Annotated in this window: 19 protein-coding genes and 1 tRNA gene; 8 read left to right on the forward strand and 12 right to left on the reverse strand. The window is 73.0% G+C overall.

The features are described 5' to 3' along the window. Positions 1-87 precede the first annotated feature (87 nt). Entirely contained in the window at positions 88-912 is an 825-nt protein-coding gene (locus O2W14_RS05195; RefSeq protein ID WP_269175013.1) for an IclR family transcriptional regulator domain-containing protein, read from the forward strand. Between the two features lie 139 nt (positions 913-1,051). Here the strand turns inward: O2W14_RS05195 and polA are convergent, their stop codons facing one another. After that, a complete protein-coding gene (polA, locus tag O2W14_RS05200; protein WP_269175014.1) occupies positions 1,052-3,793 on the reverse strand; it encodes a DNA polymerase I in 2,742 nt (913 codons plus the stop codon). Positions 3,794-3,864: 71 nt separating this feature from the next. Here polA and O2W14_RS05205 point away from each other — a divergent pair, with 71 nt between their 5' ends. From O2W14_RS05205 to O2W14_RS05225, 5 genes are all read left to right on the forward strand, one after another. After that, positions 3,865-4,269: a PaaI family thioesterase gene (locus tag O2W14_RS05205; RefSeq protein ID WP_269175015.1), complete on the forward strand. Its 405-nt coding sequence runs from the start codon at positions 3,865-3,867 to the stop codon at positions 4,267-4,269. Between the two features lie 194 nt (positions 4,270-4,463). Further along, a complete protein-coding gene (locus O2W14_RS05210) occupies positions 4,464-5,771 on the forward strand; it encodes a branched-chain amino acid ABC transporter permease (protein WP_269175016.1) in 1,308 nt (435 codons plus the stop codon). 4 nt (positions 5,772-5,775) lie between these two features. Beyond that, positions 5,776-6,774: a branched-chain amino acid ABC transporter permease gene (locus tag O2W14_RS05215; protein WP_269175017.1), complete on the forward strand. Its 999-nt coding sequence runs from the start codon at positions 5,776-5,778 to the stop codon at positions 6,772-6,774. Further along, a complete protein-coding gene (locus O2W14_RS05220) occupies positions 6,764-7,825 on the forward strand; it encodes an ABC transporter ATP-binding protein (protein WP_269175018.1) in 1,062 nt (353 codons plus the stop codon). Before O2W14_RS05215 ends, O2W14_RS05220 begins: the two co-directional genes overlap by 11 nt. Then, positions 7,822-8,673: an ABC transporter ATP-binding protein gene (locus O2W14_RS05225; RefSeq protein ID WP_269175019.1), complete on the forward strand. Its 852-nt coding sequence runs from the start codon at positions 7,822-7,824 to the stop codon at positions 8,671-8,673. Before O2W14_RS05220 ends, O2W14_RS05225 begins: the two co-directional genes overlap by 4 nt. Before the next feature lie 86 nt (positions 8,674-8,759). Here O2W14_RS05225 and O2W14_RS05230 read toward each other — a convergent pair whose 3' ends face one another. From O2W14_RS05230 to O2W14_RS05245, 4 genes are all read right to left on the reverse strand, one after another. Then, entirely contained in the window at positions 8,760-9,188 is a 429-nt protein-coding gene (locus tag O2W14_RS05230) for a DUF1772 domain-containing protein (protein WP_269175020.1), read from the reverse strand. Then, positions 9,185-9,511, reverse strand: coding sequence for a hypothetical protein (locus tag O2W14_RS05235; protein ID WP_269175021.1), 327 nt, complete (start codon positions 9,509-9,511; stop codon positions 9,185-9,187). Before O2W14_RS05235 ends, O2W14_RS05230 begins: the two co-directional genes overlap by 4 nt. A gap of 87 nt (positions 9,512-9,598) precedes the next feature. Further along, a complete protein-coding gene (locus O2W14_RS05240; RefSeq protein ID WP_269175022.1) occupies positions 9,599-10,948 on the reverse strand; it encodes an ABC transporter substrate-binding protein in 1,350 nt (449 codons plus the stop codon). A 226-nt stretch (positions 10,949-11,174) separates the two neighbouring features. After that, positions 11,175-11,786: an ANTAR domain-containing response regulator gene (locus O2W14_RS05245; protein WP_269175023.1), complete on the reverse strand. Its 612-nt coding sequence runs from the start codon at positions 11,784-11,786 to the stop codon at positions 11,175-11,177. 69 nt (positions 11,787-11,855) lie between these two features. Here O2W14_RS05245 and O2W14_RS05250 point away from each other — a divergent pair. After that, positions 11,856-11,932: transfer RNA gene (locus O2W14_RS05250), tRNA-Leu, on the forward strand. A gap of 169 nt (positions 11,933-12,101) precedes the next feature. Next, positions 12,102-13,958, forward strand: coding sequence for an aminotransferase class I/II-fold pyridoxal phosphate-dependent enzyme (locus O2W14_RS05255; RefSeq protein ID WP_269175024.1), 1,857 nt, complete (start codon positions 12,102-12,104; stop codon positions 13,956-13,958). A 67-nt stretch (positions 13,959-14,025) separates the two neighbouring features. On the opposite strand, the gene O2W14_RS05260 is transcribed toward O2W14_RS05255, so the two are convergent. The 7 genes from O2W14_RS05260 to trpB all read right to left on the reverse strand — a co-directional run bounded on the left by O2W14_RS05260 (position 14,026) and on the right by trpB (position 26,362). Beyond that, positions 14,026-14,928: an acyl-CoA thioesterase gene (locus tag O2W14_RS05260; RefSeq protein WP_269175025.1), complete on the reverse strand. Its 903-nt coding sequence runs from the start codon at positions 14,926-14,928 to the stop codon at positions 14,026-14,028. Beyond that, positions 14,925-16,340, reverse strand: coding sequence for a pyruvate kinase (gene pyk / locus O2W14_RS05265; protein WP_269175026.1), 1,416 nt, complete (start codon positions 16,338-16,340; stop codon positions 14,925-14,927). Before pyk ends, O2W14_RS05260 begins: the two co-directional genes overlap by 4 nt. 110 nt (positions 16,341-16,450) lie before the next feature. Then, positions 16,451-17,938: a glutamate synthase subunit beta gene (locus tag O2W14_RS05270; protein WP_269175027.1), complete on the reverse strand. Its 1,488-nt coding sequence runs from the start codon at positions 17,936-17,938 to the stop codon at positions 16,451-16,453. Then, positions 17,931-22,607: a glutamate synthase large subunit gene (gene gltB, locus O2W14_RS05275; RefSeq protein WP_269175028.1), complete on the reverse strand. Its 4,677-nt coding sequence runs from the start codon at positions 22,605-22,607 to the stop codon at positions 17,931-17,933. Before gltB ends, O2W14_RS05270 begins: the two co-directional genes overlap by 8 nt. A gap of 412 nt (positions 22,608-23,019) precedes the next feature. After that, positions 23,020-24,177: a prolipoprotein diacylglyceryl transferase gene (gene lgt, locus O2W14_RS05280; RefSeq protein ID WP_269175029.1), complete on the reverse strand. Its 1,158-nt coding sequence runs from the start codon at positions 24,175-24,177 to the stop codon at positions 23,020-23,022. Beyond that, complete coding sequence (gene trpA / locus O2W14_RS05285) at positions 24,174-24,974, reverse strand: tryptophan synthase subunit alpha (RefSeq protein WP_269175030.1); 801 nt, start codon at positions 24,972-24,974, stop codon at positions 24,174-24,176. The genes lgt and trpA overlap by 4 nt, the downstream gene beginning before the upstream one ends. Further along, positions 24,971-26,362 (reverse strand): tryptophan synthase subunit beta, encoded by a 1,392-nt coding sequence (gene trpB / locus O2W14_RS05290; protein ID WP_269175031.1) that lies wholly within the window; start codon positions 26,360-26,362, stop codon positions 24,971-24,973. Before trpB ends, trpA begins: the two co-directional genes overlap by 4 nt. Positions 26,363-26,500: the final 138 nt, after the last annotated feature.

Here is a 26,500-nt window from a genome sequence, read left to right on the forward strand (position 1 = left end):
GGCGCCGTCCCGCCCCGGGCCGGGACGGCGCCGCGACGGGCCGTGGGAGCCTGCGACACGACGACCGACGGCTGGGAGGGGACGGGCATGGCAGGTCGAGGGACCGGACCGGACTTCGTCGAGGCACTGGCCCGCGGACTGGACGTGCTGGCCTGCTTCGACGCCGATCGGCCGGTGATGTCGCTGTCCGACGTGGCCGCCGCCGCGGGGCTGGCCCGGCCGACCGCGCGCCGGCTGCTGCTGACGTTGGAGGAGCTGGGCTTCGTGCGCAGCTCCGGCGGGGCGTTCCAGCTGACCCCGAAGGTGCTCACCCTCGGCATGGCCTATGTCGGCGCGCTGGGGTTGTGGGACATCGCGCGGCCGCACCTGGAGGCGCTGGTCGCCCGCATCGGCGAGTCCTCCTCGATGGCCCAGCTGGACGGCTCGGACATCGTCTACGTCGCCCGGGTCGCGGTGCCGAAGCTCATCGCGCTGCGGGTCGAGATCGGCACCCGGTTCCCGGCGGTGCAGACGTCCCAGGGCAAGGTGCTCCTGGCCGCGCTGACCGCCGAGGAGCTCGGCGCCGCGCTCGCCGAGCCGAGCCGGTCGGGACTGCCGCCCTACATCGGCCGTTCCCGCGAGCAGCTGGACACCGAGCTGACCGAGGTGCGGGCCCGTGGCTGGGCGCTGGCCGACGAGGAGCTGGCCCCCGGGGTGCGGTCGGTCGCCGTCCCGGTGCGCGACGCTACCGGGGCGGTGCGGGCGGCGATGAACGTGACGGTGCACGCCGCGGAGACCTCTGTCGACCGGCTGCTCATCGAGCACCTGCCGCTGCTGCTGCGCACCGCCGGTGACGTCAGCGCGGAGTGGGCGCTGTGGCAGTCCCGCCCGCACGCCGAGGTCCGCCGCACCGACCGCCCCGCGACCGCCTGACGCCGTCCCACCGCACGCACGTCTGTCCTCCCGCACCAACGCTGCTGAGGGAGGACAGACGGTGATCAGACGAAGGACCTCGTCCCCCTCACCCCTCGCGAGCTCGGGGCGAGCCTCTGGACGAGGCCGGACGGGCTGACTAGTGCGCCGCGTCGTCCCAGGTCGTGCCGAAGCCGACGGAGACCTCCATGGCCACCGACAGTTGGGCAGCACCCGCCATCTCGCGGCGGACCAGGGTCTCCAGCGCCTCGTGCTCACCCTCGGCGACCTCGAGCACCAGTTCGTCGTGGACCTGCAGCAGCATCCGCGACCGCAGCCCCTCGTCCGCGATCGCCTTCTCAACCTTCAGCATGGCGACCTTGATGACGTCGGCGGCTGAGCCCTGGATCGGTGCGTTGAGCGCCATCCGCTCGGCCATCTGCCGCCGCTGCCCGTTGTCGCTGGTCAGGTCAGGCAGGTAGCGCCGCCGCCCCATCGTCGTCTCGGTGTAGCCGGTCTGCCGGGCGTCGTCGACCACGCCGTCCAGGTAGTCGCGGATCCCGCCGAAGCGCTCGAAGTAGGCGTGCATCTGCTCCCGGGCCTCCTCGACGGAGATGTTCAGCTGCCCCGACAGCCCGTAGGCGCTCAGCCCGTAGGCCAGCCCGTAGCTCATCGCCTTGATCCGCCGGCGCATCTCCGGGTCGACCTGCTCGATCGGGATGCCGAACGCCCGGGACGCGACGAAGGAGTGCAGGTCCTCCCCCGAGGAGAACGCCTCGATCAGGCCGGCGTCCTCGGACAGGTGGGCCATGATCCGCATCTCGATCTGGCTGTAGTCGGCGGTCATCAGCGACTCGTAGCCGGCGCCGACGACGAAGGCCTGCCGGATGCGGCGGCCCTCCGCGCTGCGGATCGGGATGTTCTGCAGGTTCGGGTCGGTGGAGCTCAGCCGCCCGGTGGCCGCGATCGTCTGCTGGAACGTCGTGTGGATCCGGCTGTTGTCGTCGACCATCGGGATCAGCCCGTCGATGACGGTGCGCAGCCGGGTGACGTCGCGGTGCCGCAACAGGTGTTCCAAGAACGGGTGCCCGGTGGAGGCCAGCAGCGAGGTCAGCGCGTCGGCGTCGGTGGTGTAGCCGGTCTTGTTCTTCTTCGTCTTGGGCAGGCCCAGCTCGTCGAACAGCACCGCCTGCAACTGCTTGGGCGAGCCGAGGTTGATCTCCTTGCCGATGACCGCGTAGGCCTCCTGCGCTGCGTCCGCGACCGCGGTGGCGAACTCCCGCTGCAGCTCGTGCAGGAAGTCCAGGTCCACGGCGATGCCGCGGTGCTCCATCGAGGCCAGCACGCGGGTCAGCGGCAGCTCGATGTCGGTGAGCAGGTGGTCCCCGCCCTTCTGGCCGAGCACCTGCTCCAGGGCGTCGGAGAGGTCGTTGACCGCCACGGCCTTGAGGACGTCGGCGTGCGCGGCCTCGGCGGCGACGTCGTCCTCGGTGGGGCCCAGCCCGTCCAGGGTGAGCTGGGCGGCCGGGGCGGCGTCGTCCTTGAGCTCGCGCTTGAGGTAGCGGACGGCGAGGTCGGCCAGGTCGAAGGAGCGCTGGCCGGGCGCGGCCAGGTAGGCGGCCAGCGCGGTGTCGCTGGCGATGCCCTGCAGGTCCCAGCCGCGCTCGAACACCGCCAGCAGCGGGCCCTTGACGTCGTGCACGATCTTCGGCCGGGCCGGGTCGCGCAGCCAGGCCGCCAGCGCCTGCTCGTCGGCGGGGTCGAGCGCCGGCCCCAGGTCGACGAAGGTGGCGTGGTCGTCGGCGGCGGCCAGTGCCAGGCCGGTCAGCTCGCCCACGCCGCGGCCCCAGGTGCCGCGGAAGACGACACCGGTGTGCCCGGTGCGGGCGTGCGCGTCCAGCCACTCGCCCAAGGCGCCGGGGGCGACCACGTCGGCGGTGACGTCGAAGCCGCCGTCGACCTCGGGCTCGGGGGTGGCCAGGGTGGCGAACAGCCGGTCGCGGAGCACCCGGAACTGCAGGTTGTCGAAGAGGGTGTGCACCTCGTTGCGGTCCCAGGGCTGGACGGCGAGGTCCTGCGGGCCCAGCTCCAGCGGCACGTGCCGGTCCAGCTCGGTGAGCCGGCGGTTCTGCATCACCTGGGACAGGTGCTCGCGCAGCTTCTCCCCCACCTTGCCCTTGACCGTGTCGACCTGGTCGACCAGCGCGTCGAGGGAGCCGTACTCGCGCACCCACTTGGCGGCGGTCTTCTCCCCCACGCTCGGGATGGAGGGCAGGTTGTCACTCGGGTCGCCGCGCAGCGCGGCGAAGTCCGGGTACTGGGTCGGGGTCAGGCCGTACTTGGTCTCGACCTCCTCCGGGGTGAACCGGGTCAGGTCGGACACGCCCTTGCGCGGGTACAGCACGGTGACGTGGTCGTTGACCAGCTGCAGCGCGTCGCGGTCACCGGTGCAGATGGCCACGTCCATGCCCTGCTCGACCGCCTGCACGGTGAGGGTGGCGATGACGTCGTCGGCCTCGTAGTTCTCCGCGGTGATCACCGGCACGTGCAGCGCACCCAGGACCTCCTGCACGAGGCTGACCTGGCCCCGGAAGTCCGTCGGGGACTCCGACCGGTTGGCCTTGTAGTCGGCGAAGATCTCGCTGCGGAAGGTCTTCCGGCTGACGTCGAAGGCGACCGCCAGGTGCGTGGGCTGCTCGTCGCGCAGCACGTTGATCAGCATCGAGGTGAAGCCGTAGACGGCGTTCGTCGGCTGACCGGTGGTGGTCGAGAAGTTCTCCACCGGCAGGGCGAAGAAGGCCCGGTAGGCCAGCGAGTGGCCGTCGAGCAGCAGCAGCCGCGGGCGGGCGCCGTCGGCGCTGGCGGCGGCGGTGGACTGGGGGGCGGCGACCGGAGCGGACATCGCCCTCGATCCTATGTGCGGGGTACGACCGTCCGGGCCGCGCGCGCCCCCGCGCTGGCTACGGTGCCCCGGTGACCACACCCCGTCCGGACTGGCTGCCGTCGATGACCGGCCCGCTCGACAGCAAGCTCGGCATCGAGATCGTCGACTGGGACCCCGACCGGCTGGTCGGCACGATGCCCGTGGCGGGCAACGAACAGCCCTTCGGCCTGCTGCACGGCGGGGCGACCTGCGTGCTGGCCGAGAGCCTCGGGTCGGTGGCCGGGCTGCTGCACGCCGGCCCCGGCGGCGGCGTCGTGGGCATCGAGCTGTCCGCCAGCCACCTGCGCGCGGCCTCCGGCGGGGTCGTCACGGCCGTGTGCACCCCGGTGCACCGCGGGCGCACCCTGGCCACCTTCCTGATCGCCGTCTCCGACGACGCCGGGCGGCCCACCGCGAGCCTCCGGCTCACCTGTCTGCTCCGCCCGGCCCGCTGACGACCGGTCGTGCACGACGGGTCGGCTGCCACGTCGGCGTGTCGCAGAAGGGTCACGACGTGTCCCTGCTGGTCGATGCCCGTAACAGGGGTGGGTTACTGTCCCGGCTCAACCAACGGCTGGGAGGTCGAGTGACGCACGCGCCGCAGCGCGCCCGAGGGCGCGGTGAGGCCAGCACGGCAGGCAGAGGACAGGTGGGCACGTCCGCCCGCCGACGCCCGTCCCGGTGGCTCCCGGGCCGCCGACCGCTGGTCCTGACCCTGCTCCTCGCCGCCTTCACCATGGCGCTGGCCATGCTCATGCCGGGCGTCGCCTCGGCCGCGAACGAGGCGGTCACCGGCACCCTGCAGACCAGCCGCAGCGGCCCGATCGCCGGCGTCCCGGTGACCGTCGAGACCGCCGCCGGCGACCCGGTCGACACCGCCGAGACCGACGAGGACGGCCGGTTCTCCGTCCCGGTCCCCGGGCCCGGCGAGTACGAGGTCACCATCGACCCCGAGGCGCTGCCCGACGGCGTGGAGCTCGGCGAGCGGGGTGAGTCGCTCACCGTCACCGTCGGACCCAACCGCGCCCAGCCGGTGCTCTTCGGCCTGGCCGACGGCACGTCCAACGCCGGTGGCGGGTCCGTCGAGGCCGTCCAGCTGCTCGTCGACGGCATCCGCTTCGGCCTGCTGATCGCCGTCTGCGCGGTCGGCCTCTCGCTGATCTACGGCACCACGGGGCTGACCAACTTCGCCCACGGCGAGCTGGTCACCATCGGCGCCGTCGTCGCCTGGTACATCAACGTCCAGGGGGGCATCCCGCTCATCCCGGCCACGATCATCGCGATGATCGTGGGTGCGGCCGTCGGCGCGCTCAACGAGCTCGCCATCTGGCGGCCGCTGCGCCGCCGGGGCACCGGCCTGGTAGCGGCACTGGTGGTCTCCATCGGCCTGTCGATGCTGCTGCGCTACCTGGTCCAGATCGTCTACGGCGGGTTCTCCAGCCCGTACGCGGACTTCCAGACCCAGCGCACGATCGACTACGGCGTCTTCACCATGACCAACCGCTCGCTCGCCTCGATCGTCATCTCGGTGGTCGTCCTGGTGCTGGTCGCGCTCATGCTGCAGCGCACCGCGATCGGCAAGGCCATGCGCGCGGTCGCCGACAACCGCGACCTCGCCGCCTCCTCGGGGATCGACGTCAACCGCGTGATCCTCGTCGTCTGGATGATGGGCGGGGCGCTGGCCACCCTGGGTGGTGTGCTCCTCGGCCTGTCCGACCAGGTCCAGTGGGACATGGGCTTCCGCCTGCTGCTGCTCATGTTCGCCGGGGTCACCCTCGGTGGCCTGGGCACCGCCTACGGCGCCCTCGTCGGCAGCCTCATCGTCGGTGTGTTCGTGCAGATGTCCACCCTCGTCATCCCCAGTGACGTGAAGTACGTCGGAGGGCTCCTTCTGTTGATCGTCATCCTCGTTCTGCGGCCCCAGGGCATCCTGGGCAGCCGGGCCCGGATCGGCTGACGCCATGTCCGAGCTCCTCGACGCGTTCGCGATCGCCGGCAAGGCGTTCTTCGGCTTCCAGGCGATCTTCTTCGCCCTGCTGGCCATCGGCATCAACGTGCACTTCGGCTACACCGGGCTGCTGAACTTCGGGCAGATCGCCTTCGCGATGCTCGGCGGCTTCGGCATCGCCATCTCGGTGAGCATGTGGGGCCTGCCCTTCTGGGTCGGCGTCCTCGTGGGTGTGGCCGCCGCCGTCGTCCTGGCGCTGCTGCTGGGTCTGCCGACCCTGCGGCTGCGCGCGGACTACCTGAGCATCGTCACCATCGCCGCCGCGGAGGGCCTGCGCCTGCTCTTCCGCTCGGTCTCGGCCACGCCGGTGACCGGTGGCACCCGGGGCCTGTCGGCGTTCAACGCCGACTTCATCAACCTGGCCCCCTGGGACCCGGCGGGCCGCCACCAGATCCTGGGCACGTCCTGGAGCGGTGGCGAGCTGTGGGTGGCGCTGATCGGCTGGCTGCTGGTGACCGTCTTCAGCCTGCTGGTCTGGCAGCTCATGCGCAGCCCCTGGGGCCGGGTGGTCAAGGCCATCCGTGAGGACGAGGACGCCGTCCGCGCGCTGGGCAAGAACGTCTACGCGTACAAGATGCAGGCCCTGGTGCTGGGCGGAGTGATCGGCGCCTTCGGCGGCATGGTCTACGCCGTGGCCACCGGCTCGGCGATCCCCGACCAGTACCAGAACGCCAACACCTTCCTGGCCTACGCGGCGCTGATCCTCGGCGGTGCGGCCCGGGTGCTCGGCCCGGTCATCGGGTCGATGCTGCTGCTGTTCATCCTGCAGTTCGCCGACACGGGCCTCCGGGCGCTGATCGACAACGGCATCATCCCCGAGGCGCTGCTGTCCTCCACCGACGTGGCGCAGATCCGCTTCGTCCTGGTCGGCCTCGGGCTCATGCTGTTGCTGGTGTTCCGACCGCAGGGCATCTTCGGTGACCGACGAGAGGTGATGCTCGATGCCCGCTGACCCGTCAGCGCACGGCGCCCACGCGGCGCGGCCCGAGGAGCTGTCCACCGCCCAGGCCGCGGCCGCCCTCCCGGGCACCGCCACGGCCGGCCGGCCCGCTCCCCAGCGGCTGGCCCAGGCCGCCCTCAAGGACCTCCCCTGGGAGGTCGGGGTGGCCAAGCCCGACCCGGCGATCGTCGTCGACGGCGTGACCCGCGTCTTCGGCGGCCTCACCGCCGTCTCGGTCGACCACCTGGAGATCCAGCGCGGCGGCATCACCGGCCTGATCGGGCCCAACGGTGCCGGCAAGACCACGCTGTTCAACCTGATGACCGGCTTCGACCAGCCCAACACCGGCACCTGGTCCTTCGACGGCAAGGACCTCGGCAAGCTGGCCCCCCACCAGGTGGCCCGGCTCGGCGTGGTCCGCACCTTCCAGCTGACCAAGGCGCTGTCCCGGCTCACCGTGCTGCAGAACATGCTGCTCGGTGCGCAGGGCCAGCGCGGCGAGGGCTTCCTGCGGGCCCTGGTGCCCGGCGGGTGGCGCGCCCAGGAGAAGGAGAACACCGAGAAGGCGATGGACCTGCTGCGGCGGTTCAAGCTCGACGCCAAGAAGGACGACTTCGCCGGCATCCTCTCCGGCGGTCAGCGCAAGCTGCTGGAGATGGCACGCGCGCTGATGAGCGACCCCAAGGTCGTCATGCTCGACGAGCCGATGGCCGGGGTGAACCCCGCGCTGACCCAGAGCCTGCTCGGGCACGTCAAGGACCTCCGCGAGGAGGGCATGACGGTCATCTTCGTCGAGCACGACATGGACGTCGTCCGGGACATCAGCGACTGGGTCGTCGTCATGGCCGCCGGCAAGGTCATCGCCGAGGGCCCGCCGGAGTCGGTGTCGCAGAACCAGGCCGTCGTCGACGCCTACCTGGGCGCCCACCACGACGCCCCGCTGACCGTCGAGGAGGAGGACCGCGTCCTCGCCGAGGTGGAGGCGGAGATCGCCCGCGAGGAGCAGGGCCCGCCGCGGGTCCCGCACGCGAACCGCAGTGACGAGAAGGACGGTCTGGTGTGAGCGAGCCCCTGTTCGAGGTCGACGAGACCGGCGAGGACGTCACCCGCGCCCAGACCGTGGCGACCGGTGAGCTGTCCCCCGCCGAGAAGGCGGCCACCCGCGAGGAGCACCTCAAGCTCGCCGAGGGCGCGCTGGTGCGTGCCGACGACCTGGTCGCCGGCTACGTCCCCGGGGTCAACATCCTGCGGGGCTGTGACTTCTACCTGCAGGACGGCGAGCTCGTCGGCATCATCGGCCCCAACGGTGCCGGCAAGTCGACGCTGCTGAAGACGCTGTTCGGGCTCATCCCGGTGCGCTCGGGCGGGGTGACGCTGCGCGGCGAGTCCATCACCGGCGCCCCGGCGCACCAGCTGGTGTCCATGGGCGTGGGCTACGTGCCGCAGAACAACAACGTGTTCCCCTCCCTCACCATCGAGGAGAACATGCAGATGGGCGTGTACCTGCGCCCGAAGTCGTTCAAGGAGCGGTTCGACTACGTCATCGACCTGTTCCCGCTGCTCGGTGAGCGGCGCAAGGGCAAGGCCGGGTCGCTGTCCGGCGGTGAGCGCCAGATGGTGGCGATGGGCCGCGCGCTGATGATGGACCCGTCGGTGCTGCTGCTCGACGAGCCCTCGGCGGGCCTGTCCCCCGCCTACCAGGACGAGGTGTTCATCCGCTGCAGGCGGATCAACGCCACCGGCGTCTCGATCATCATGGTCGAGCAGAACGCCCGCCGGTGCCTGCAGATCTGCGACCGCGGCTACGTGCTCGACCAGGGCCGTAACGCCTACACCGACACCGGCCAGTCGTTGATGAACGACCCCAAGGTCATCGAGCTGTACCTGGGCACCCTGGCCAAGGCCAAGTGACCGAGGGTCCCGGGTCACCGCCCGGGACCCTGCAGCGAGACCACGACGGCGCCGCCCCCCTGGGGGCGGCGCCGTTCGTCGTCCGGTCAGCCCAGCACGGCCCACGCGCTGGCCGCCACGTTCGCGGTGGCGGCGGCGACCCGCAGCGTGTCCGCGCGCAGCAGCCCGGCGTAGGCGGCCGGGTCGAAGCCGTCGGCCAGCTGCCGGTGCCGGGGCACGGCGAGCAGCGCGGTGACCGCCAGGACCACGGCCAGGCACGCGGCGCTGACCAGCACCCCGGCCAGGGAGACGCCGTCGGGCCGGTCGAGCAGCAGCCAGCCGGTGGTGACCAGCTGACCGGCGAACAGCGGCCCGACCACGCGTGAGACCAGCCGGGAGTGGCTCGCCTCGTAGGCCGCCGAGGCCGCGGCCGGCACCGCGGTGAACTGCGGGTAGACCAGCACGCGCACGGTCCACTGGAAGCCGGCGTACCCGCCCACGAGGAGCAGGTGGGCGACGGCCAGTCCGCTGGTCACCGGCGGCCCGGGGACTTGGCGTGCTTGCCCCGCCACTGCAGGCTCTGCGCGTCGAGCCGGCGCAGCAGCGGGTCGCCCTCGGCCGCGATGCGCTCGGCCAGCCCCACCGCGGTGTGCAGCTGTGCGTCGTCCAGCTGCGCGAAGGCCGGGGAACGGCGGCGGTCCAGCACGTCGTACCAGCGGCCGCCGACCGCGTGGTCGAGCACGATCCGGCCGAAGCAGTGGTCGGCGGTCACCACCCACCCCTCGGCACGGGCCCGGCGGGGCAGCTGGTCGAGCACCAGCTCGCGGTAGCGGGCCAGCAGGAGCGCACGGTCGTCCACCCGGGAGAGTCTGCCCTCCGCACAGCACTGCGGCCCGGCACCCCGGGGAGGGGTGCCGGGCCGCAGCCTGGTGCAGGGGTCAGCGGGTCAGCGCTGGGGCCCCACGCCCTGGGTGTTGAGACCCTGGATGATCCGCGAGGACTCCTCGAACCCGATGACAACGATGCCGTCGGGGGCGAAGGTGGTCATCTGCTGGACCTCGGCGTCGTAGTTGGCCGCCTGCGGGTCGTAGACGACCGTCTGGATCGAGTCCTCGGACAGACCGCCGGCCACCAGGTTGTTCTTGGTGTTCTCCGCCAGGCCCGTGCCGTACGGGTCGTTGGTGGCGAGGATGCCGACGGTGTTGTTGCCGTCCTGCAGGATCAGGTCCGACAGCGCGGTGGCCTGCAGCGTGTCCGGGGGCGCGGTGCGGAAGTACAGCCCCTGGTCGGCGTACTCGGTGAACTGGTCGGAGGTGTTCGCCGGGGAGATCTGCATGACGCCGGCCTGGGTGATCGTGTCGATCACGGTCAGGCTGACGCCGGAGGAGGCGGCACCGACGATCGCGTTCACACCGGACTGCAGCAGCCGGTCGACGGTCTGGGTGGCGGTGTCGGTGGAGGCGTCACCGGAGTCACCGGTCACCAGGGTGACGGGCTTGCCGAGCACACCGCCGGCGGCGTTGACGTCGTTGATCGCCAGCTGGACGCCGGCGACCTCCGGCGGGCCGAGGAAGGCCAGGTTGCCGGTCTCGGGCAGCAGGGTGCCGATGGTCAGCGGGGTGTCGCTGGCGGCACCCGCGGGGACCGGCGCGGGGCCGGCCTCGGTGGCGGCGTTGGCCTCGTCACCGGCGATGACGAACTCGGTCTTCGAGTCGTCGAGGGCGTTGTCGGTGCCGAACTGCAGCAGACCGAAGCTCGCCTGGGCGGGCTCACCGGCCTCGGCGAAGCTCAGCGGGCCGGAGATGCCGTCGTAGTCGACGTCCCCACCGGCGTTGATGATCGCCAGGCAGGCGGCGAAGTCGGAGCACTTGTCGCCGCCCACGGTCAGGGCGTTGACGTACGGGCCGAAGGTGCGGGCGTCGGTCGACCCGGCCGACTGGGCGGCCATGGCCACCAGCATCACGGCGTCGTAGGACTCACCGGCGTAGTTGAAGTCCTTGAGCGCGGGGTCGACCTCCTTGAGGCGGTCGGTGAACTCCGGGCCGAGCTCGGTGAGGGGCGTGGTGCCCTTCATGCCGGCCAGGGCGCCGTCGGCCTGGAAGTCCTCACCCAGGGCGTTGCCCATGTTGCCGTCGGTGCCGTAGATGTTGACCTGCTTCGCGCCGCCGCTGGCTGCACCACCGGTGCTGCCCGCGGAGCCGCTGGCGGCGTCGTCGCTGCTGCCGCCACAGGCGCTCAGCGCGAGGAGGGCTGCGCCGGACAGGGCGGTGGCGCGGACGATCGTGCCTGTGCGCATCAAGTTGCTCCCAGAGGTGTGAGTACGTCTCCATCGCCCCGCGGCAGGCCGGGTGCGCCTGCCGGGGCTCGATCAGTGCGGAGAAACCTAACTGCCACCTCAGGCGGTGACGCCACCGTCCGGTGCACCGTGACGAGGTCGTGACCTTCCCGTCACGCCAGCGCCACACGCCGTCCAGCGCGACACGCCGTGGCAACACGCCGGGGGCATGCCCCGGCGCGCCGGGTCAGGAGCCGGCCGGGGACGCGGCGTCGTCGGCCGGCGTCTCGGTGGCCAGGACGGCCTCGGCCAGCGCGCGCATCGAGGTGCGCTCGTTCATGGCGGTGCGCTGGATCCAGCGGAAGGCCTCGGCCTCGGTGATGCCGCGCTCGGCCATCAGCCGGCCCTTGGCCTGCTCGATGACCTTGCGCGCCTCCAGCCGCTCCTTCAGGTCGGCGACCTCGGCGTCCAGGGCGTGCATCTCCTGGAACCGGCCCACCGCGACCTCGATCGCCGGCACCAGGTCGTTCTTGTTGAACGGCTTCACCAGGTAGGCCATCGCACCGGCGTCACGGGCACGCTCGACCAGCTCGCGCTGGCTGAAGGCGGTCAGCACGATCACCGGGGCGATGCGCGCGCCGGCGATCTGCTCGGCGGCGGCGATGCCGTCCAGCACGGGCATCTGGACGTCGAGGACGACGAGGTCGGGGCGCAGCTGCTCGGCCTGGTCGACGGCGGCCTGGCCGTCCCCGACCTCGGCGACGACGACGTAGCCCTCTTCCTCGAGCATCTCCTTGAGGTCGAGACGGATGAGGGCCTCGTCCTCGGCGATGAGGACCCTGGTCGGTGCGTTGGTCACGGGTCGATCCTATCGGCCGTCGGCCCGGGCCGACGGCCCGATAGGCTCACAGCTCACCCGGTCGAGCTGGCCCCCGTACCCCAATCGGCAGAGGGAGCGGATTCAAAACCCGCGCAGTGTGCGTTCGAGTCGCACCGGGGGCACCACGACGGTCCAGGACCGCACCGGGAGACGGCGGTCAGCTCACCTGACCGCCTGCCTGCCGCAGCACAGCAGGCAGGCCGACGCACCGGCTGGGGACGCCGGCCTGCGGGCCCCGCGGACGCGGACCGCCCCACCGCCACCACGTCCGCCCCGGGCCAATACCGTGGCCGTGTGACCGGACACATGACCCCCGAGGAGTTCCGCCAGCACGGCCACGAGGTCGTCGACTGGATCGCCGACTACTGGGGCCGCATCGGTGAGTTCCCGGTCCGGTCGCAGGTCTCCCCCGGCGACGTCCGGGCCGCGCTGCCGCCCTCGCCGCCGGAGCAGGGCGAGCCCTTCGCCGCGATCATGGCCGACCTCGACCGCGTGGTCCTGCCGGGCACCACCCACTGGCAGCACCCCGGCTTCTTCGGCTACTTCCCGGCCAACACCTCCGGGCCCTCCGTGCTCGGCGACCTGCTGTCAGCCGGCCTGGGCGTGCAGGGCATGTCCTGGGTGACCAGCCCGGCGGCCACCGAGGTCGAGCAGCACGTCATGGACTGGCTGGCCGAGCTGCTGGACCTCCCCGCCTCCTTCCGCTCCACCGGCACCGGCGGCGGCGTCGTCCAGGACTCCAGCTCCGGGGCCAACCTCATCGCCCTGCTGGCCGCGCTGCACCGGGTCAGCCGGGGCGCCACGCTGCGCCAGGGGGTGCGCCCCGACGAGTACACCGTCTACGTCTCGGCGCAGACGCACAGCTCGATGGAGAAGGCCGCCCGGATCGCCGGCCTCGGCACCGACGCGATCCGCGTGGTCGAGGTCGACGCGGAGCTGGCCATGAGCCCGCGGGCGCTGGCCGCCCGGATCGAGCGCGACGTCGCCCGCGGATTCGTCCCCGTCCTGGTCTGCGCCACGGTCGGGACGACGTCGACGACGGCGATCGACCCGCTGGCCGAGTTGGGCCCGATCTGCCAGCGGCACGGGGTGTGGCTGCACGTCGACGCCGCGTACGCCGGGGTCGCCGCCGTGGCGCCCGAGCTGCGGCCGCTGCAGGCCGGCGTGGAGTGGGCCGACAGCTACACCACCGACGCGCACAAGTGGCTGCTCACCGGCTTCGACGCCACCCTGTTCTGGGTCGCCGACCGGGCCGCGCTGACCGGTGCGCTGGCGATCCTCCCCGAGTACCTGCGCAACGCCGCCACCGACGCCGGCGCAGTCGTCGACTACCGCGACTGGCAGATCGAGCTGGGCCGCCGCTTCCGGGCGCTCAAATTGTGGTTCGTCGTCCGCTGGTACGGCGCCGAGGGACTGCGGGCGCACGTCCGCGAGCACGTGGCGCTGGCCCAGGAGCTGGCCGGCTGGGCCGAGGCCGACGAGCGGTTCGACGTCGTCGCCCCGCACCCGCTGTCGCTGGTTTGCCTGCGACCCCGCTGGGTGCGCGGTGTGGACGCCGACGTGGCCACCATGACGCTGCTGGAGCGGCTCAACGACGGCGGCGAGGTGCTCCTGACCCACACGACGGTCGACGGCGCGGCGGTGCTGCGGGTGGCCATCGGCGCCCCGGCGACCACCCGGGCGCACGTCGAGCGGCTGTGGACCTTGCTGCGCGAGGGCCACGACTGGCTGGCCGACGACTTCGAGGAGCAGGCCCGCGAGCAGCGCGAGGCCGAGCAGGCCGCCCGCGAGCAGCGCGAGCGGGAGCGGGCCGAGCAGCGCGAGCAGGCCGAGCGCGACCAGGCCGAGCGCGAGGCGGCCGCCGCAACGGAGAACGCAGTGTCCCCCGCCGACGGAGCGGCGTCGGCTGACGAGGCCGCGCAGCCCGATGCGGCCGCGCAGGTCGACGGCTCCCAGCCGGCGGACGAGACCCCGCCCGTCGGTGAGGTCGACGACCCGACGTCCGCCGTCCCGGCGACCGACGAGGTCACGCTCACGGACGAGGCCCCGCTCCCCGAGACGCCCGCGGCGTGGGACGAGACGGCCGCCCAGGCGAGCGCCCAGGCCGACCGGCAGCCGCCCGCGAACCCGGCGGAGCACCCCGCGGGTTGACGGGTCGTGCGCGCTCGTCGGGGTGTCCGGGCGACCGGCACCCCGGCGGGTGCGCAGCGGGCCGGGGTCACTCCAGGGAGCGGATGAGCCCCTCCTGGACGGCGGTGGCGACGTGCGTGCCGTCCGCAGCCCAGATCTGCCCGATGCAGAGCGCGCGACCACTGGCGGCCGCAGGGCTGTCGGTCTCGTAGAGGAACCACTCGTCGGCGCGCACCGGCCGGTGGAACCAGATGGCGTGGTCGAGGCTCGCGCCGACCGTCGTCCCGCTCCAGCCGCCACCGATCCGGGCGAGCCCGGCCGACAGCAGGGTCAGGTCGCTGACGAAGGTCAGCGCCGCGGCGTGCACGGCGTCCTCGTCGGGCAGCCGGCCGGCGACGCGGAACCACACGCGGGAGGCGGTGTGCGGGGGCACCCGCGGCGTCGGGTCGAACGGGTCGGCCAGGTAGCGCTGCTCGACCGCCCGCTCCAGCGCCCGCAGCACCGCACCCTGCTCGGGGTGGGCGGCGGCGACCTCGGCCAGCCCGGGCAGGCCCTCGGGACCGGGCACCTCGGGCATCGGCAGCGAGTGCTCGACGAGCGGGCGCTCCCCCGCGGTGAAGTCCGCGGTCAGCGCGAAGATGGCGACGTCCTCGCCCTTGCGGGTCTGGCGGGCCACGACCCGGCGGGTGCTGAACGACCGGCCCTCGCGGATCCGGTCGACCTCGTAGCGGATCTCCTCGTGCGGGTCGCCCGGGCGCAGGAAGTAGGAGTGCAGCGAGTGCACCGCCCGGTCACCGGACACCGTGGCGTTGGCCGCGGCCAGCGCCTGCGCGGCGACCTGCCCGCCGAAGATCCGCTGCAGGGGCGTTCGGGGGGTGGTGCCGACGTAGAGGTCGCGTCCCCGCTCCTCCAGGTCCAGCACCACCATCAGCCCGGCGGCCGGGGTCTCCCCCGGCCGCCCGCCGCCGTCCCGCACGTCCCCGGCGGTCACGCTTCGGAGCCCACCTCGTGCACACGCACCAGGTTGGTGGTGCCGGCGGTGTTGGGCGGGCTGCCGGCGATGATGACGACCTGGTCGCCCTCGTGCAGCCGGCCGATGGACAGCAGCGAGAAGTCGACCTGACCGACCATGTCGTCGGTGTGCGTGACCTCGGGGACCAGGAAGGTCTCCACGCCCCACGACAGCGCCAGCCGGCTGCGCACCCGCGGGTCGGTGGTGAAGGCCAGGATCGGCAGCCGGGTCTTCACCGACGCCAGGCGCTGGGCGCTGCGGCCGGTGGAGGTGAAGGCCGCCAGCGCGGACACGTTGAGCGCCTCGCCGACGTCCTTGGCCGCGCGCACCATGGCACCGGGACGGGAGTGCGAGGCGTGCTTGAGCGGCGGGGCGAGGATCTCGTCGGCCTCGACCGCGCCGATGATCCGCTCCATCGTCTTGACCGCGACGACGGGGAACTTCCCGACGGAGGTCTCCCCGGACAGCATCACCGCGTCGGCACCGTCGAGCACGGCGTTGGCGACGTCGGAGGCCTCGGCCCGGGTGGGCCGGGAGTTCTCGATCATCGACTCGAGCATCTGCGTGGCCACGATGACCGGCTTGTTGCGCTCACGGGCGGCCTGCACGGCGCGCTTCTGCACGAGCGGAACCTGCTCCAGCGGCAGTTCCACGCCGAGGTCGCCGCGGGCGACCATGACGCCGTCGAAGGCGTCGCAGATGGCCTCGAGGTTCTCGATCGCCTCGGGCTTCTCCAGCTTGGCGATCACCGGGACCTCGACGTCCTCCTGGCGCATGACCTCGCGCACCAGCTCGACGTCCTTGGCGTGCCGGACGAAGGACAGGGCCACGAAGTCCACGCCCAGGGAGAGGGCGAAGCGCAGGTCGGCGGTGTCCTTGTCGGACATGGCCGGGACGCTGACGGCGACGCCGGGCAGGGACAGGCCCTTGTTGTTCGAGACCGGCCCGCCCTCGAGCACCAGGCAGAAGACGTCGGGCCCGGCGACCTCGACGACGGTCAGGGCGATCTTGCCGTCGTCGACGAGCAGGCGGTCACCGACCCGGGCGTCGTTGGCGAGGTCCTTGTACGTGGTGGACACGCGCTCGGCGGTGCCCTCGACGTCCTCGACGGTGATGCAGACGCGGCTGCCGGTGGGCCACACGACGGGGCCGTCGGCGAAGGTGCCGAGCCGGATCTTGGGGCCCTGGAGGTCGGCGAGGATGGCCACCGCGCGGCCGACCTTGTCGCTGGCCTGCCGGACGAGGCGGTAGGCCGTCTCGTGGTCGGCGTGCTTGCCGTGGCTGAAGTTGAGGCGGGCGACGTCCATGCCGGCCTCGACGAGGGCGGTGATCTGCTCCAGCGAACCGGTTGCCGGGCCCAGCGTGCAGACGATCTTCGCGCGACGTGACATGGGGCAGAAACTAGTCGCCCCCCGGGGGGACTCGGCGGACCGGGTCCGTCGTGTCCCCCCGAGGGGGCGTAGTCGTCAGGGACGTCTCGTCCCCGGCGGTGACCAGCGGATCAGGACAGCGGGACGGCCCGCGGGGTCACCGGACGCGGCAGCATCGAGTTGCCGGTGAGCCAGTTGTCGACCGCCCCGGCCGCCGCCCGGCCCTCGGCGATCGCCCAGACGATGAGCGACTGGCCGCGGCCCATGTCACCGGCGACGAACACGCCGGGCGTGGTCGACATGTACTCGTCGTCGCGGGCGACCCGGCCGCGCTCGTCGACGCCGCAGCCCAGCTGCTCCACCAGGCCGGTGGTCTCCGGGCCGGTGTAGCCCAGCGCCAGCAGCACCAGGTCGGCCGGCAGCTCGCGGGTGCTGCCGGGCTTCGGCTGCCGCTTGCCGTCGACGACCTCGATCTCGACGACCTCCAGCGCGCGGACGTTGCCCTCGCCGTCGTCGAGGAAGCGCTCGGTGTTGACCGCGAAGAGCCGGTCACCGCCCTCCTCGTGGGCCGGGGAGACCCGCAGGATCATCTCGTAGGTCGGCCACGGGTTGTCCTGCGGACGGCTGCCGGCCGGGGCCGGCTTGTAGTCCAGCTGGGCCACCGTCGCCGCGCCCTGGCGCAGCGCGGTGCCCAGGCAGTCCGCGCCGGTGTCGCCGCCGCCGATGATGACCACGTTCTTGCCGCGGGCGTTGATCGGCGGGTCGTCGAGCTCACCGAGGGCCTCGAGGTTGCCCCCGGGCAGGAACTCCATGGCGAAGTGGACGCCGGCCAGGTCGCGGCCGGGCAGCGGCAGGTCGCGGGCGATCGGCGTGCCGATGGCCAGGACGACCGCGTCGAACTCCTCGCGCAGCTGCTCGGTGGTGACCGCGCCCTCGCCGGTGCCTCCGACGTTCACGTCGGTGACGAAGCGGGTGCCCTCGGCGCGCATCTGGTCCAGCCGCCGGTCCAGGTGGCGCTTCTCCATCTTGAACTCGGGGATGCCGTAGCGGATGAGCCCGCCGATCCGGTCGTCCCGCTCGTAGACGGTGACCTCGTGCCCGGCCCGGGTCAGCTGCTGGGCGGCGGCGAGGCCGGCCGGACCGGAGCCGACGACGGCGACCTTCTTGCCCGTCAGCTCCGCCGGCGGCTGCGGGGTCACCCAGCCGTTGAGGAACGCCTGGTCGATGATCTCCCACTCGATGTTCTTGATCGTGACCGGCGCGTTGTCCAGGTTGAGCACGCACGCCGACTCGCACGGCGCCGGGCAGAGCTTGCCGGTGAACTCCGGGAAGTTGTTCGTCGCGTGCAGCCGCTCGATCGCCTCCTGCCAGTCGTCCCGGCGGGCGAGGTCGTTCCACTCCGGGATCAGGTTGCCCAGCGGGCAGCCGTGGTGGCAGAACGGGATGCCGCAGTCCATGCAGCGCGCCGCCTGTTCACGGACGGCCTGCACCGGGAAGACGGCGTCCTCCCCGGTGTCGCGGGTGAGGTACACCTCCTTCCAGTCCAGCAGGCGCAGGTCGACCGGACGCCGCGGCGGCGTCTGCCGGTCGAACTTCAGGAACCCCGTTGCATCAACCACGTGCCGCCTCCATGACAGCTCGGTCCACGTCGTGCCCGGCGGCCTCGGCGGCCCGTCGGGCCTCCAGGGCACGCCGGTAGTCACGCGGCATGATCACGCTGAACCGCTCGGACCAGCGGCCCCAGTCGGCGAGCAGGCTGGTCGCCACGGCGGAGCCGGTCGCCTCGCGGTAGCGGACCAGCACCTCCCGCAGCCAGGCCGAGGCCTCGGCGTCGAGCTCCTCGACCTCCACCATCTCCCGGTTCACCCGGTGCCGGGCGAGGTCCAGCACGTAGGCCACCCCACCGGACATGCCGGCGGCGATGTTGCGTCCGGTCTCGCCCAGGATCACCGCGGTGCCGCCGGTCATGTACTCCAGGGCGTGGTCACCCACGCCCTCGACGACGGCCAGGGCACCGGAGTTGCGGACGCAGAACCGCTCCCCCACCCGGCCGCGCAGGAACAGCTCACCGGAGGTCGCGCCGTAGCCGATGACGTTGCCGGCGATGACGTTGTCCTCGGCGGCGAAGGACGCCTCGGGCGCGGGGCGGACCACGACGTGCCCGCCGGACAGTCCCTTGCCGACGTAGTCGTTGGCGTCCCCGACCAGGGTCATGGTGATCCCGCGGGGCAGGAAGGCGCCGAAGGACTGACCGGCCGACCCGGTGAAGGTCAGGTCGATCGTGCCGTCGGGCAGCCCCTCGCCACCGAAGCGGCGGGTCACCATCGAGCCCAGCATCGTGCCGACGGTGCGGTTGACGTTGCGCACCGGCAGCTCCAGGTGCACCGGGCGGGCGTCGAGCAGCGCGCCCTCGCACAGCTGGATGAGCGTCTGGTCCAGGGCGACGTCCAGGCCGTGGTCCTGGTCGCGCACCTTGCGCCGCGGGGTGCCCTCGGGCATGTCCGGGACGGCGACGATCGGGCTCAGGTCGAGACCCGAGGCCTTCCAGTGGTCGACCGCCGGGGCGACGTCGAGCAGCTCGGCGTGCCCGACGGCCTCGTCGATGGAGCGGAAGCCGAGGGCGGCCAGGTACTCGCGCACCTGCTGGGCGATGAACTCGAAGAACGTCACGACGAACTCCGGCTGCCCGGTGAACCGCTTGCGCAGCTCCGGGTTCTGGGTCGCGACACCGACCGGGCAGGTGTCGAGGTGACAGACGCGCATCATCACGCAGCCCTCGACCACCAGCGGCGCGGTGGCGAAGCCGAACTCCTCGGCCCCGAGGAGCGCGGCGACGATGACGTCCCGGCCGGTCTTCATCTGCCCGTCGACCTGGACCACGATGCGGTCGCGCAGGCCGTTGGCCAGCAGCGTCTGCTGGGTCTCGGCCAGGCCGATCTCCCACGGGGTGCCGGCGTGCTTGAGCGAGGTCAGCGGTGCCGCACCGGTGCCCCCGTCGAAGCCGGAGACCAGGACGACGTCGGCCTTGGCCTTGCTCACCCCGGCCGCGACCGTGCCGATCCCGGACTCCGAGACCAGCTTGACGTGCACCCGCGCCTCGTTGTTGGCGTTCTTGAGGTCGTGGATGAGCTGCTTGAGGTCCTCGATCGAGTAGATGTCGTGGTGCGGCGGCGGGCTGATCAGGCCGACGCCGGGCGTGGAGTGCCGGGTGCGGGCGATCCAGGGGTAGACCTTGCTGCCGGGCAGCTGGCCGCCCTCGCCGGGCTTGGCACCCTGCGCCATCTTGATCTGGATGTCGTCGGCGTTGACCAGGAACTCGCTGGTCACCCCGAACCGGCCGCTGGCCACCTGCTTGATGCCCGAGCGGCGCAGGTCGCCGTTGGCGTCGGGGGTGAACCGGCCGGCGTCCTCACCGCCCTCCCCGCTGTTGGACCGGCCACCGAGCCGGTTCATCGCGATCGCCAGCGTCTCGTGCGCCTCGGCGGAGATCGAGCCGTAGCTCATCGCGCCGGTCTGGAAGCGCTTGACGATCTCGCTGATCGGCTGCACCTCCTCGATCGGCAGCGCCGGGCGCTCACCGGTCTTGAGGGTGAACAGCCCGCGCAGCGTCGCCGCCTTGGCCGACAGGCCGTCGACGGCCTCGGTGTAGCGCTGGAAGACGTCGTACTGCCGGGACCGGGTGGCGTGCTGGAGCAGGAACACCGTCTCGGGGTTGAACAGGTGCACCTCGCCCTCGCGGCGCCACTGGTACTCCCCGCCGGTCTCCAGCCGGCGGTGCGCGGTCTCGGTCGCGTTCGGCGGCCAGGCCCGGCGGTGGCGCATGGCCACCTCCTCGGCGAGCACGTCCAGGCCGACGCCGTCCAGGGTGGCCGGGGTGCCGGTGAAGTACTCCTCGACGACGGCCTTGCTCAAGCCGACGGTCTCGAAGATCTGCGCCATCGTGTACGAGCCGACGGTGCTGATGCCCATCTTGCTCATCACCTTCAGCACGCCCTTGCCCATGGCCTTGACCACGTTGCGGACGGCCTGGGCCGGCTGCACGCCGGTGAGGGTGCCGGTGCGGATCAGGTCCTCGACGCTCTCGAAGGCCAGGTAGGGGTTGACCGCGGCGGCGCCGTAGCCCAGCAGCAGTGCGACGTGGTGCACCTCGCGGCAGTCGCCGGTCTCGACGACCAGGCCGACCTGCATCCGGGTGCGCTCGCGCACCAGGTGGTGGTGGACGGCGGCGGTCATCAGCAGCGACGGGATCGGCGCGCGCTTCTCGTCGCTGTCCCGGTCGGACAGCACGATCACGCGGGCGCCGGCGGCGATGGCCTTGCTGACCTTGGTGCGCAGGTCCTCGATCGCCTGGGCCAGCGCCGCTCCCCCGCCGGTGACGTCGAAGTGGCCGGTGATCCGCACGGCGGCGAAGCCGGGGAGGTCCCCGTCGTCGTCGATGTGCAGGATCTTGGCCAGCTCGTCGTTGTCGATGACCGGGTAGGGCAGGTGCACCTGACGGCAGGACGCCGGGCTCGCGCCGAGCAGGCTCTGCTCCGGGCCGAAGGTGCGGCCCAGGCTGGTCACCAGCTCCTCGCGGATGGCGTCCAGCGGCGGGTTGGTCACCTGGGCGAAGAGCTGGCTGAAGTAGTCGTAGAGCTGCCGGGAACGGTCCGACAGCGACGCGATGGGGGTGTCGCTGCCCATCGAGCCGATCGGCTCGGCACCGCTGGCCGCCATCGGCTGGACCAGGATGCGCAGCTCCTCCTCGGTGTAGCCGAAGAGCTGCTGGCGGCGGACGACGGACTCGTGGCTGGGCCGCGCGCGGCGGCGGTCGGGCAGCGTGGGCAGGTGCACCAGCCCGGCGTGCAGCCAGTCCTCGTAGGGCTCGGCCGTGGCCAGGTCGCCCTTGACCTCCTCGTCGCTGACGATCCGCCCGGCGGCGGTGTCGACGAGGAACATCCGGCCCGGCTGCAGCCGGCCCTTGGCCACCACGTCACCGGCCGGGATGTCCAGCACGCCGGCCTCGCTGGCCAGCACGACCAGGTCGTCCTTGGTGCGCCACCAGCGGCCCGGGCGCAGGCCGTTGCGGTCCAGGACCGCGCCGATGAGCGTGCCGTCGGTGAACGCGACGCAGGCCGGCCCGTCCCAGGGCTCCATGATCGAGGAGTGGAAGCGGTAGAACGCGCGGCGGGCGGCGTCCATCTCGGCGTGGTTCTCCCACGCCTCGGGGATCATCATCAGCACCGCGTGCGGCAGTGAGCGCCCCGACAGGTGCAGCAGCTCGAGCACCTCGTCGAAGGTGGCCGAGTCGCTGAAGTCGCTGGCGGTGACCGGGAAGATGCGCTCCAGGCCGAGCTCGCTGGCCGGGCCGGCCGGGCCGTCGAACAGCTCGGTCTCGAGCTTGGCCTCCCGGGCCCGCATGCGGTTGCGGTTGCCCTTGATGGTGTTGATCTCGCCGTTGTGGGCGATGAACCGGAACGGGTGCGCCAGCGGCCAGCTCGGGAAGGTGTTGGTGGAGAAGCGGCTGTGCACCAGGGCGATCGCCGACTCGTAGCGCTCGTCGCGCAGGTCGGGGAAGAACGCCGGCAGCTGGTCGGTGGTCAGCATGCCCTTGTAGGTGATCGTGCGGGCCGACAGCGAGGCGATGTAGCAGCTGCTGCCGGCCTCCCGGGCGGCCCGCTCGACGCGCTTGCGCAGCACGAACGCCCGGCGCTCGAGCCGGGTCACCCCGTGCGGGGCGGTGGCGCCGCCGCCGAAGGCCGCGACGTCGGCGCGGGCGCCGGTGGTCTCGGCGACGAACACCTGGGCGAAGTGCGGCATGACCGCCCGCGCGGTGGGGCCGAGGTCGGCGCCGTCGGGGTCGACCGGCAGCTCGCGCCAGCCGAGGACCGCCAGGCCCTCCTCCGCGGCGAGCCCGGCGACGGTGTCGACGACCGAGGCCCGCTCGGCGGGGTCGGCGGGCAGGAAGGCGATGCCCACGGCGTACTCACCGGCCGGCGGCAGGTCGAAGCCGACGCTGGCGCGCAGCAGCGCGTCGGGCACCTGGGTGAGGATGCCCGCGCCGTCGCCGGAGTTCGGCTCGGAGCCGGCGGCACCGCGGTGGTCGAGGTTGTGCAGCGCGGTGAGGCCCGCGGCCACGATCGACCGGGAGCGGCGTCCCTGGGCGTCGGCGACGAAGGCCACACCGCAGGCGTCGTGTTCCCGGGCGGGGTCGTAGAGACCGGAGGCCGCCGGGAGGGCGGAGAACGGGACCGGCGAGGGGGCAGCCGGGACCGGCTGTCCTGCGGAGGGGGCGGCGAGGTCGGACATGTCACTCCCGTCGTCGGCTGGCCGCGGCGCCCGGGTCCGCGCCGTCCGCGAGGACGGCCCGGGGGCGCTGGTGCGGGGGGTCACGTCGACCCCGCCGGGTGGTCAGAGCGGTGGGGTGGAGCAGGGAGGGTCGAACGGTGCGGTCCGTCGGGGTGGGGCAGCGGGGCCGGCGCACACGGTACGTCCGGCCTCGTGGATCCGCGCAGCCCGCGGACTGGTGGCCGCGGGGTGGTCGTGCGCGGGGCAGCGCTGGCCCGGTTCCGACGTCGCCGGCCGGCCCAGGATCACTGGTCGGCCGAGAAGGAGCGTACACAGCGAGGACACCTGGGCGACATCTCCAGAGGGTCTCGGAGAGGTCTCGGCGGCGCGTCGCCGCCGACGGTCCGCCCTGGTGGCGCCCGCCACACCCAGGTCAGCCGGACGTGGGCCTGTCCCGGTCCTCGGCGGCGCCCCCGGTCCGGGGCTCCTCCGGGCCGCTGCCGGCGGCCTCGGGAACGCCGGCGGCCTCCGCCGGCCCGGCCGTGCCCGCTGCCGCCCGCCCGGTCGCTCCTTCGTCCTTACCCCGCTCGGCGTCCCCGCGGGTCCGGCCGCGCTGGGCGACGAGCTGGGCGGCCGTCAGCACCCCGGCGGCCGTGGCGCCCCCGTGCTCGCCCGCGGCCGCGGCCGCCTCCACCGGCCCGGTCGTGACCGGGCGGTCGGCCGCGGCCCTCTCCCGGCCCCGGGTGACGACCTCGCGCGGCCGGCCGCGGTTGACGACCAGGTAGGCCACGGCCAGCAGGCCGACGATGACCGAGGTGAAGACGTTGAGCCGCAGCCCGAGGAACTGCTCGGCGGTGTCGATGCGCAGCGCCTCGATCCAGCCGCGGCCCGCGCAGTAGGCGGCCACGTAGAGGGCGAAGGCCCGGCCGTGCGAGAGCTGGAAGCGGCGGTCGGCCCAGATCACCAGCACGGCGACGCCGACGTTCCACAGCAGCTCGTAGAGGAAGGTCGGGTGGAAGGTGCCCAGCACCTCCGCCTGCCCGTCCGCGCCCGTGATCGCCCGCCCGGCCGAGGAGTCCCAGCGGTGGATGGTCAGCGCCCAGGGCAGGTCGGTGGCCCGGCCGTAGAGCTCGTTGTTGGCCCAGTTGCCCAGCCGGCCGACGGCCTGGGCCAGCACGATGCCCGGGGCGATGGCGTCGGCGAAGGCCGGCAGCTCGATCCCGCGGCGGCGACAGCCGATCCAGGCACCGACCGCGCCCAGGGCGATGGCGCCCCAGATCCCGAGCCCGCCCTCCCAGATGGCGAAGGCCCGGACTGGGTCGCCGTCCTGCCCGAAGTAGGGCTCCGGGGTGGTGAGGACGTGGTAGATGCGGCCGCCGACGATGCCGAAGGGCACCATCCAGACGGCGATGTCCAGCACGTCGCCGGGGGCGCCACCGCGGGCGACCCAGCGGCGCTCGCCCAGCCAGCAGGCGAGCACGATGCCGGCGATGATCGCCAGCGCGTAGCCACGCAGCGGGAACGGCCCGATCTCCCACACGCCCACCGTGGGGCTGGGGATGGCCGCGAGCTGCTCCAGGGCACCGGTCATGCGCCCACCCTGGCACGACGGACGCCGGCGGCGAGCTCCTCGGACAGGACACGCACGCCCTCGGCGCCGTGGCCGTCGAGCAGCTGGCGGACGTAGGCCGAGCCGACGATGACCCCGTCGGCGAAGCCGGCCACCTCGGCGGCCTGGTCGCCGGTGGACACGCCCAGCCCGACGCAGACCGGCAGGTCGCCGCTGACCTCACGGCTGCGGTCGACCAGGCGCTCGGCGGCGTCCCCGACGGTCGCGCGGGACCCGGTGACGCCCATGGTGGAGGCGGCGTAGACGAACCCGCGGCAGGACGCGATCGTGGCGGCCAGCCGGGTGTCGGTGGAGGACGGCGCGACCAGGAAGACCCGGTCCAGGCCGGTCCGCTCACTGGCCGACAGCCACGCGGCGGCCTCGTCGGGGATCAGGTCGGGCGTGATCGCGCCCGCTCCCCCGGCGGCGGCCAGGTCGTCGGCGAACCGGTCGACGCCGTAGCGCTCGATGGGGTTCCAGTAGCTCATCACCACCGGCACCGCCCCGGCCGCGGAGACGGCCGCGACGGCGCGGAGCACGTCGGGCATGCCGACGCCGGCGGAGACGGCGACCTCGACCGCCTCCTGGATCACCGGACCGTCCATCCCGGGGTCGGAGTAGGGGACGCCGACCTCGACGACGTCGGCGCCGCCCTCGACCGCGGCGACCATGGCCGCGATCGAGGAGTCGACGTCGGGGTAGCCCACCGGCAGGTAGGCGATGAGTGCGGCGCGGCCCTCGGCCTTGGCGCCGTCGATGACCGTCTGCAGCGCGCTCACGCCTGCTCCCCCGCGTCCTGGCCGGCGACGGCCTCGTGGTTGGCGACCGCACCGTCGGTGGCGTGCTGGTCCTCGTCCAGGCCCGGGCCCGGGTCGGCGCCCCGGCCGGCCTCGACGGCGCGCGCGTCGGAGTCGGTGGGCGCACCCTGCTCGCCGAGGGCGAACCAGGCGCTGGCGGTCTCGACGTCCTTGTCCCCGCGGCCGGAGAGGTTGACCAGCAGGAGCGCGTCCGGCCCCAGCTCCTGGCCGACCTTCATCGCCCCGGCCAGGGCGTGCGCGGACTCGATCGCCGGGATGATGCCCTCGGTGCGGCAGAGCAGGGCGAAGGCCTCCATCGCCTCGGAGTCGGTGATCGGCCGGTACTCCGCGCGCCCCATGTCGTGCAGGTAGGCGTGCTCCGGGCCGACCCCGGGGTAGTCCAGGCCGGCGGAGATCGAGTGCGACTCGATGGTCTGGCCGTTGGCGTCCTGCAGCAGGTAGGACCGGGCGCCGTGCAGCACGCCCGGGTCGCCGCCGGTGATGGAGGAGGCGTGCCGTCCGGTCTCCACGCCGTCGCCGCCGGCCTCCAGGCCGATCAGCCGGACGTCGGCGTCGGGCACGAAGGCGGTGAAGATGCCGATCGCGTTGGACCCGCCACCGACGCACGCCAGGACGACGTCGGGCAGCCGGCCCTCGCGCTCGAGCACCTGGGCGCGGGCCTCGTCGCCGATGACCCGCTGGAAGTCGCGGACCATCGCCGGGAACGGGTGCGGCCCGGCGACGGTGCCGAAGACGTAGTTGGTGGTCTCGACGTTGGTGACCCAGTCGCGGAAGGCCTCGTTGATGGCGTCCTTGAGGGTGCGCGAGCCGGTGGTCACGGGGATGACCTCAGCGCCCAGCAGCCGCATGCGGGCGACGTTGAGCGCCTGGCGGCGGGTGTCCTCCTCGCCCATGTAGACCGTGCAGGACAGGCCCATGAGCGCGGCGGCGGTCGCGGTGGCGACGCCGTGCTGGCCGGCGCCGGTCTCGGCGATGACCCGGGTCTTGCCGATCCGCTTGGTCAGCAGCGCCTGGCCCAGCACGTTGTTGATCTTGTGCGAGCCGGTGTGGTTGAGGTCCTCGCGCTTGAGCAGCACCCGGGCGCCGCCGCAGTGCTCGGCGAACTTGGGCACCTCGGTGACCGGGTTGGGCCGGCCGGTGTAGTCGCGCTGCAGCCGGGCGAACTCGGTGATGAACTCCGGGTCGACGCGCATCGCCTCGTAGGCGGCGCTGAGCTCGTCGAGGGCGGCGATGAGGGCCTCGGGCACGAACCGGCCGCCGTAGGGGCCGAAGTGCCCGGTGGCGTCCGGCCACTCCGGACGCGCGGTGAGGTCGCGGGCGTCAGGGGCGGCGGGGTGGAGTGCGGTCACCCCTACAGCGTAGGGACCGCCGCGCCCTCCACCGACCCGCAGGTCCCCGCCGCCTCCGGCCCTCTCGCAGGGGCCCGCCGCCCCGGCCCTCCTGCAGGGCCCCGCCGCGAGCTTGCTCGTGGTGGGGCCCTGCAGGAG

This window comes from Modestobacter sp. VKM Ac-2986, from assembly GCF_026967795.1.
In the GTDB taxonomy this organism is placed as follows: Bacteria; Actinomycetota; Actinomycetes; order Mycobacteriales; family Geodermatophilaceae; genus Modestobacter.

What these genes read in the sequence shown, in the direction of transcription:
- O2W14_RS05195 (WP_269175013.1), top strand. Translation starts at nt 88, where the DNA reads ATGGCAGGTCGAGGGACCGGACCGGACTTCGTCGAGGCACTGGCCCGC.
- lgt (WP_269175029.1), bottom strand. Translation starts at nt 24,177, where the DNA reads ATGACCGGTGCCCTGGAGCAGCTCGCGGCCATCCCCAGCCCCACGGTG.
- O2W14_RS05240 (WP_269175022.1), bottom strand. Translation starts at nt 10,948, where the DNA reads ATGCGCACAGGCACGATCGTCCGCGCCACCGCCCTGTCCGGCGCAGCC.
- O2W14_RS05220 (WP_269175018.1), top strand. Translation starts at nt 6,764, where the DNA reads ATGCCCGCTGACCCGTCAGCGCACGGCGCCCACGCGGCGCGGCCCGAG.
- pyk (WP_269175026.1), bottom strand. Translation starts at nt 16,340, where the DNA reads ATGTCACGTCGCGCGAAGATCGTCTGCACGCTGGGCCCGGCAACCGGT.
- gltB (WP_269175028.1), bottom strand. Translation starts at nt 22,607, where the DNA reads ATGTCCGACCTCGCCGCCCCCTCCGCAGGACAGCCGGTCCCGGCTGCC.
- O2W14_RS05215 (WP_269175017.1), top strand. Translation starts at nt 5,776, where the DNA reads ATGTCCGAGCTCCTCGACGCGTTCGCGATCGCCGGCAAGGCGTTCTTC.
- polA (WP_269175014.1), bottom strand. Translation starts at nt 3,793, where the DNA reads ATGTCCGCTCCGGTCGCCGCCCCCCAGTCCACCGCCGCCGCCAGCGCC.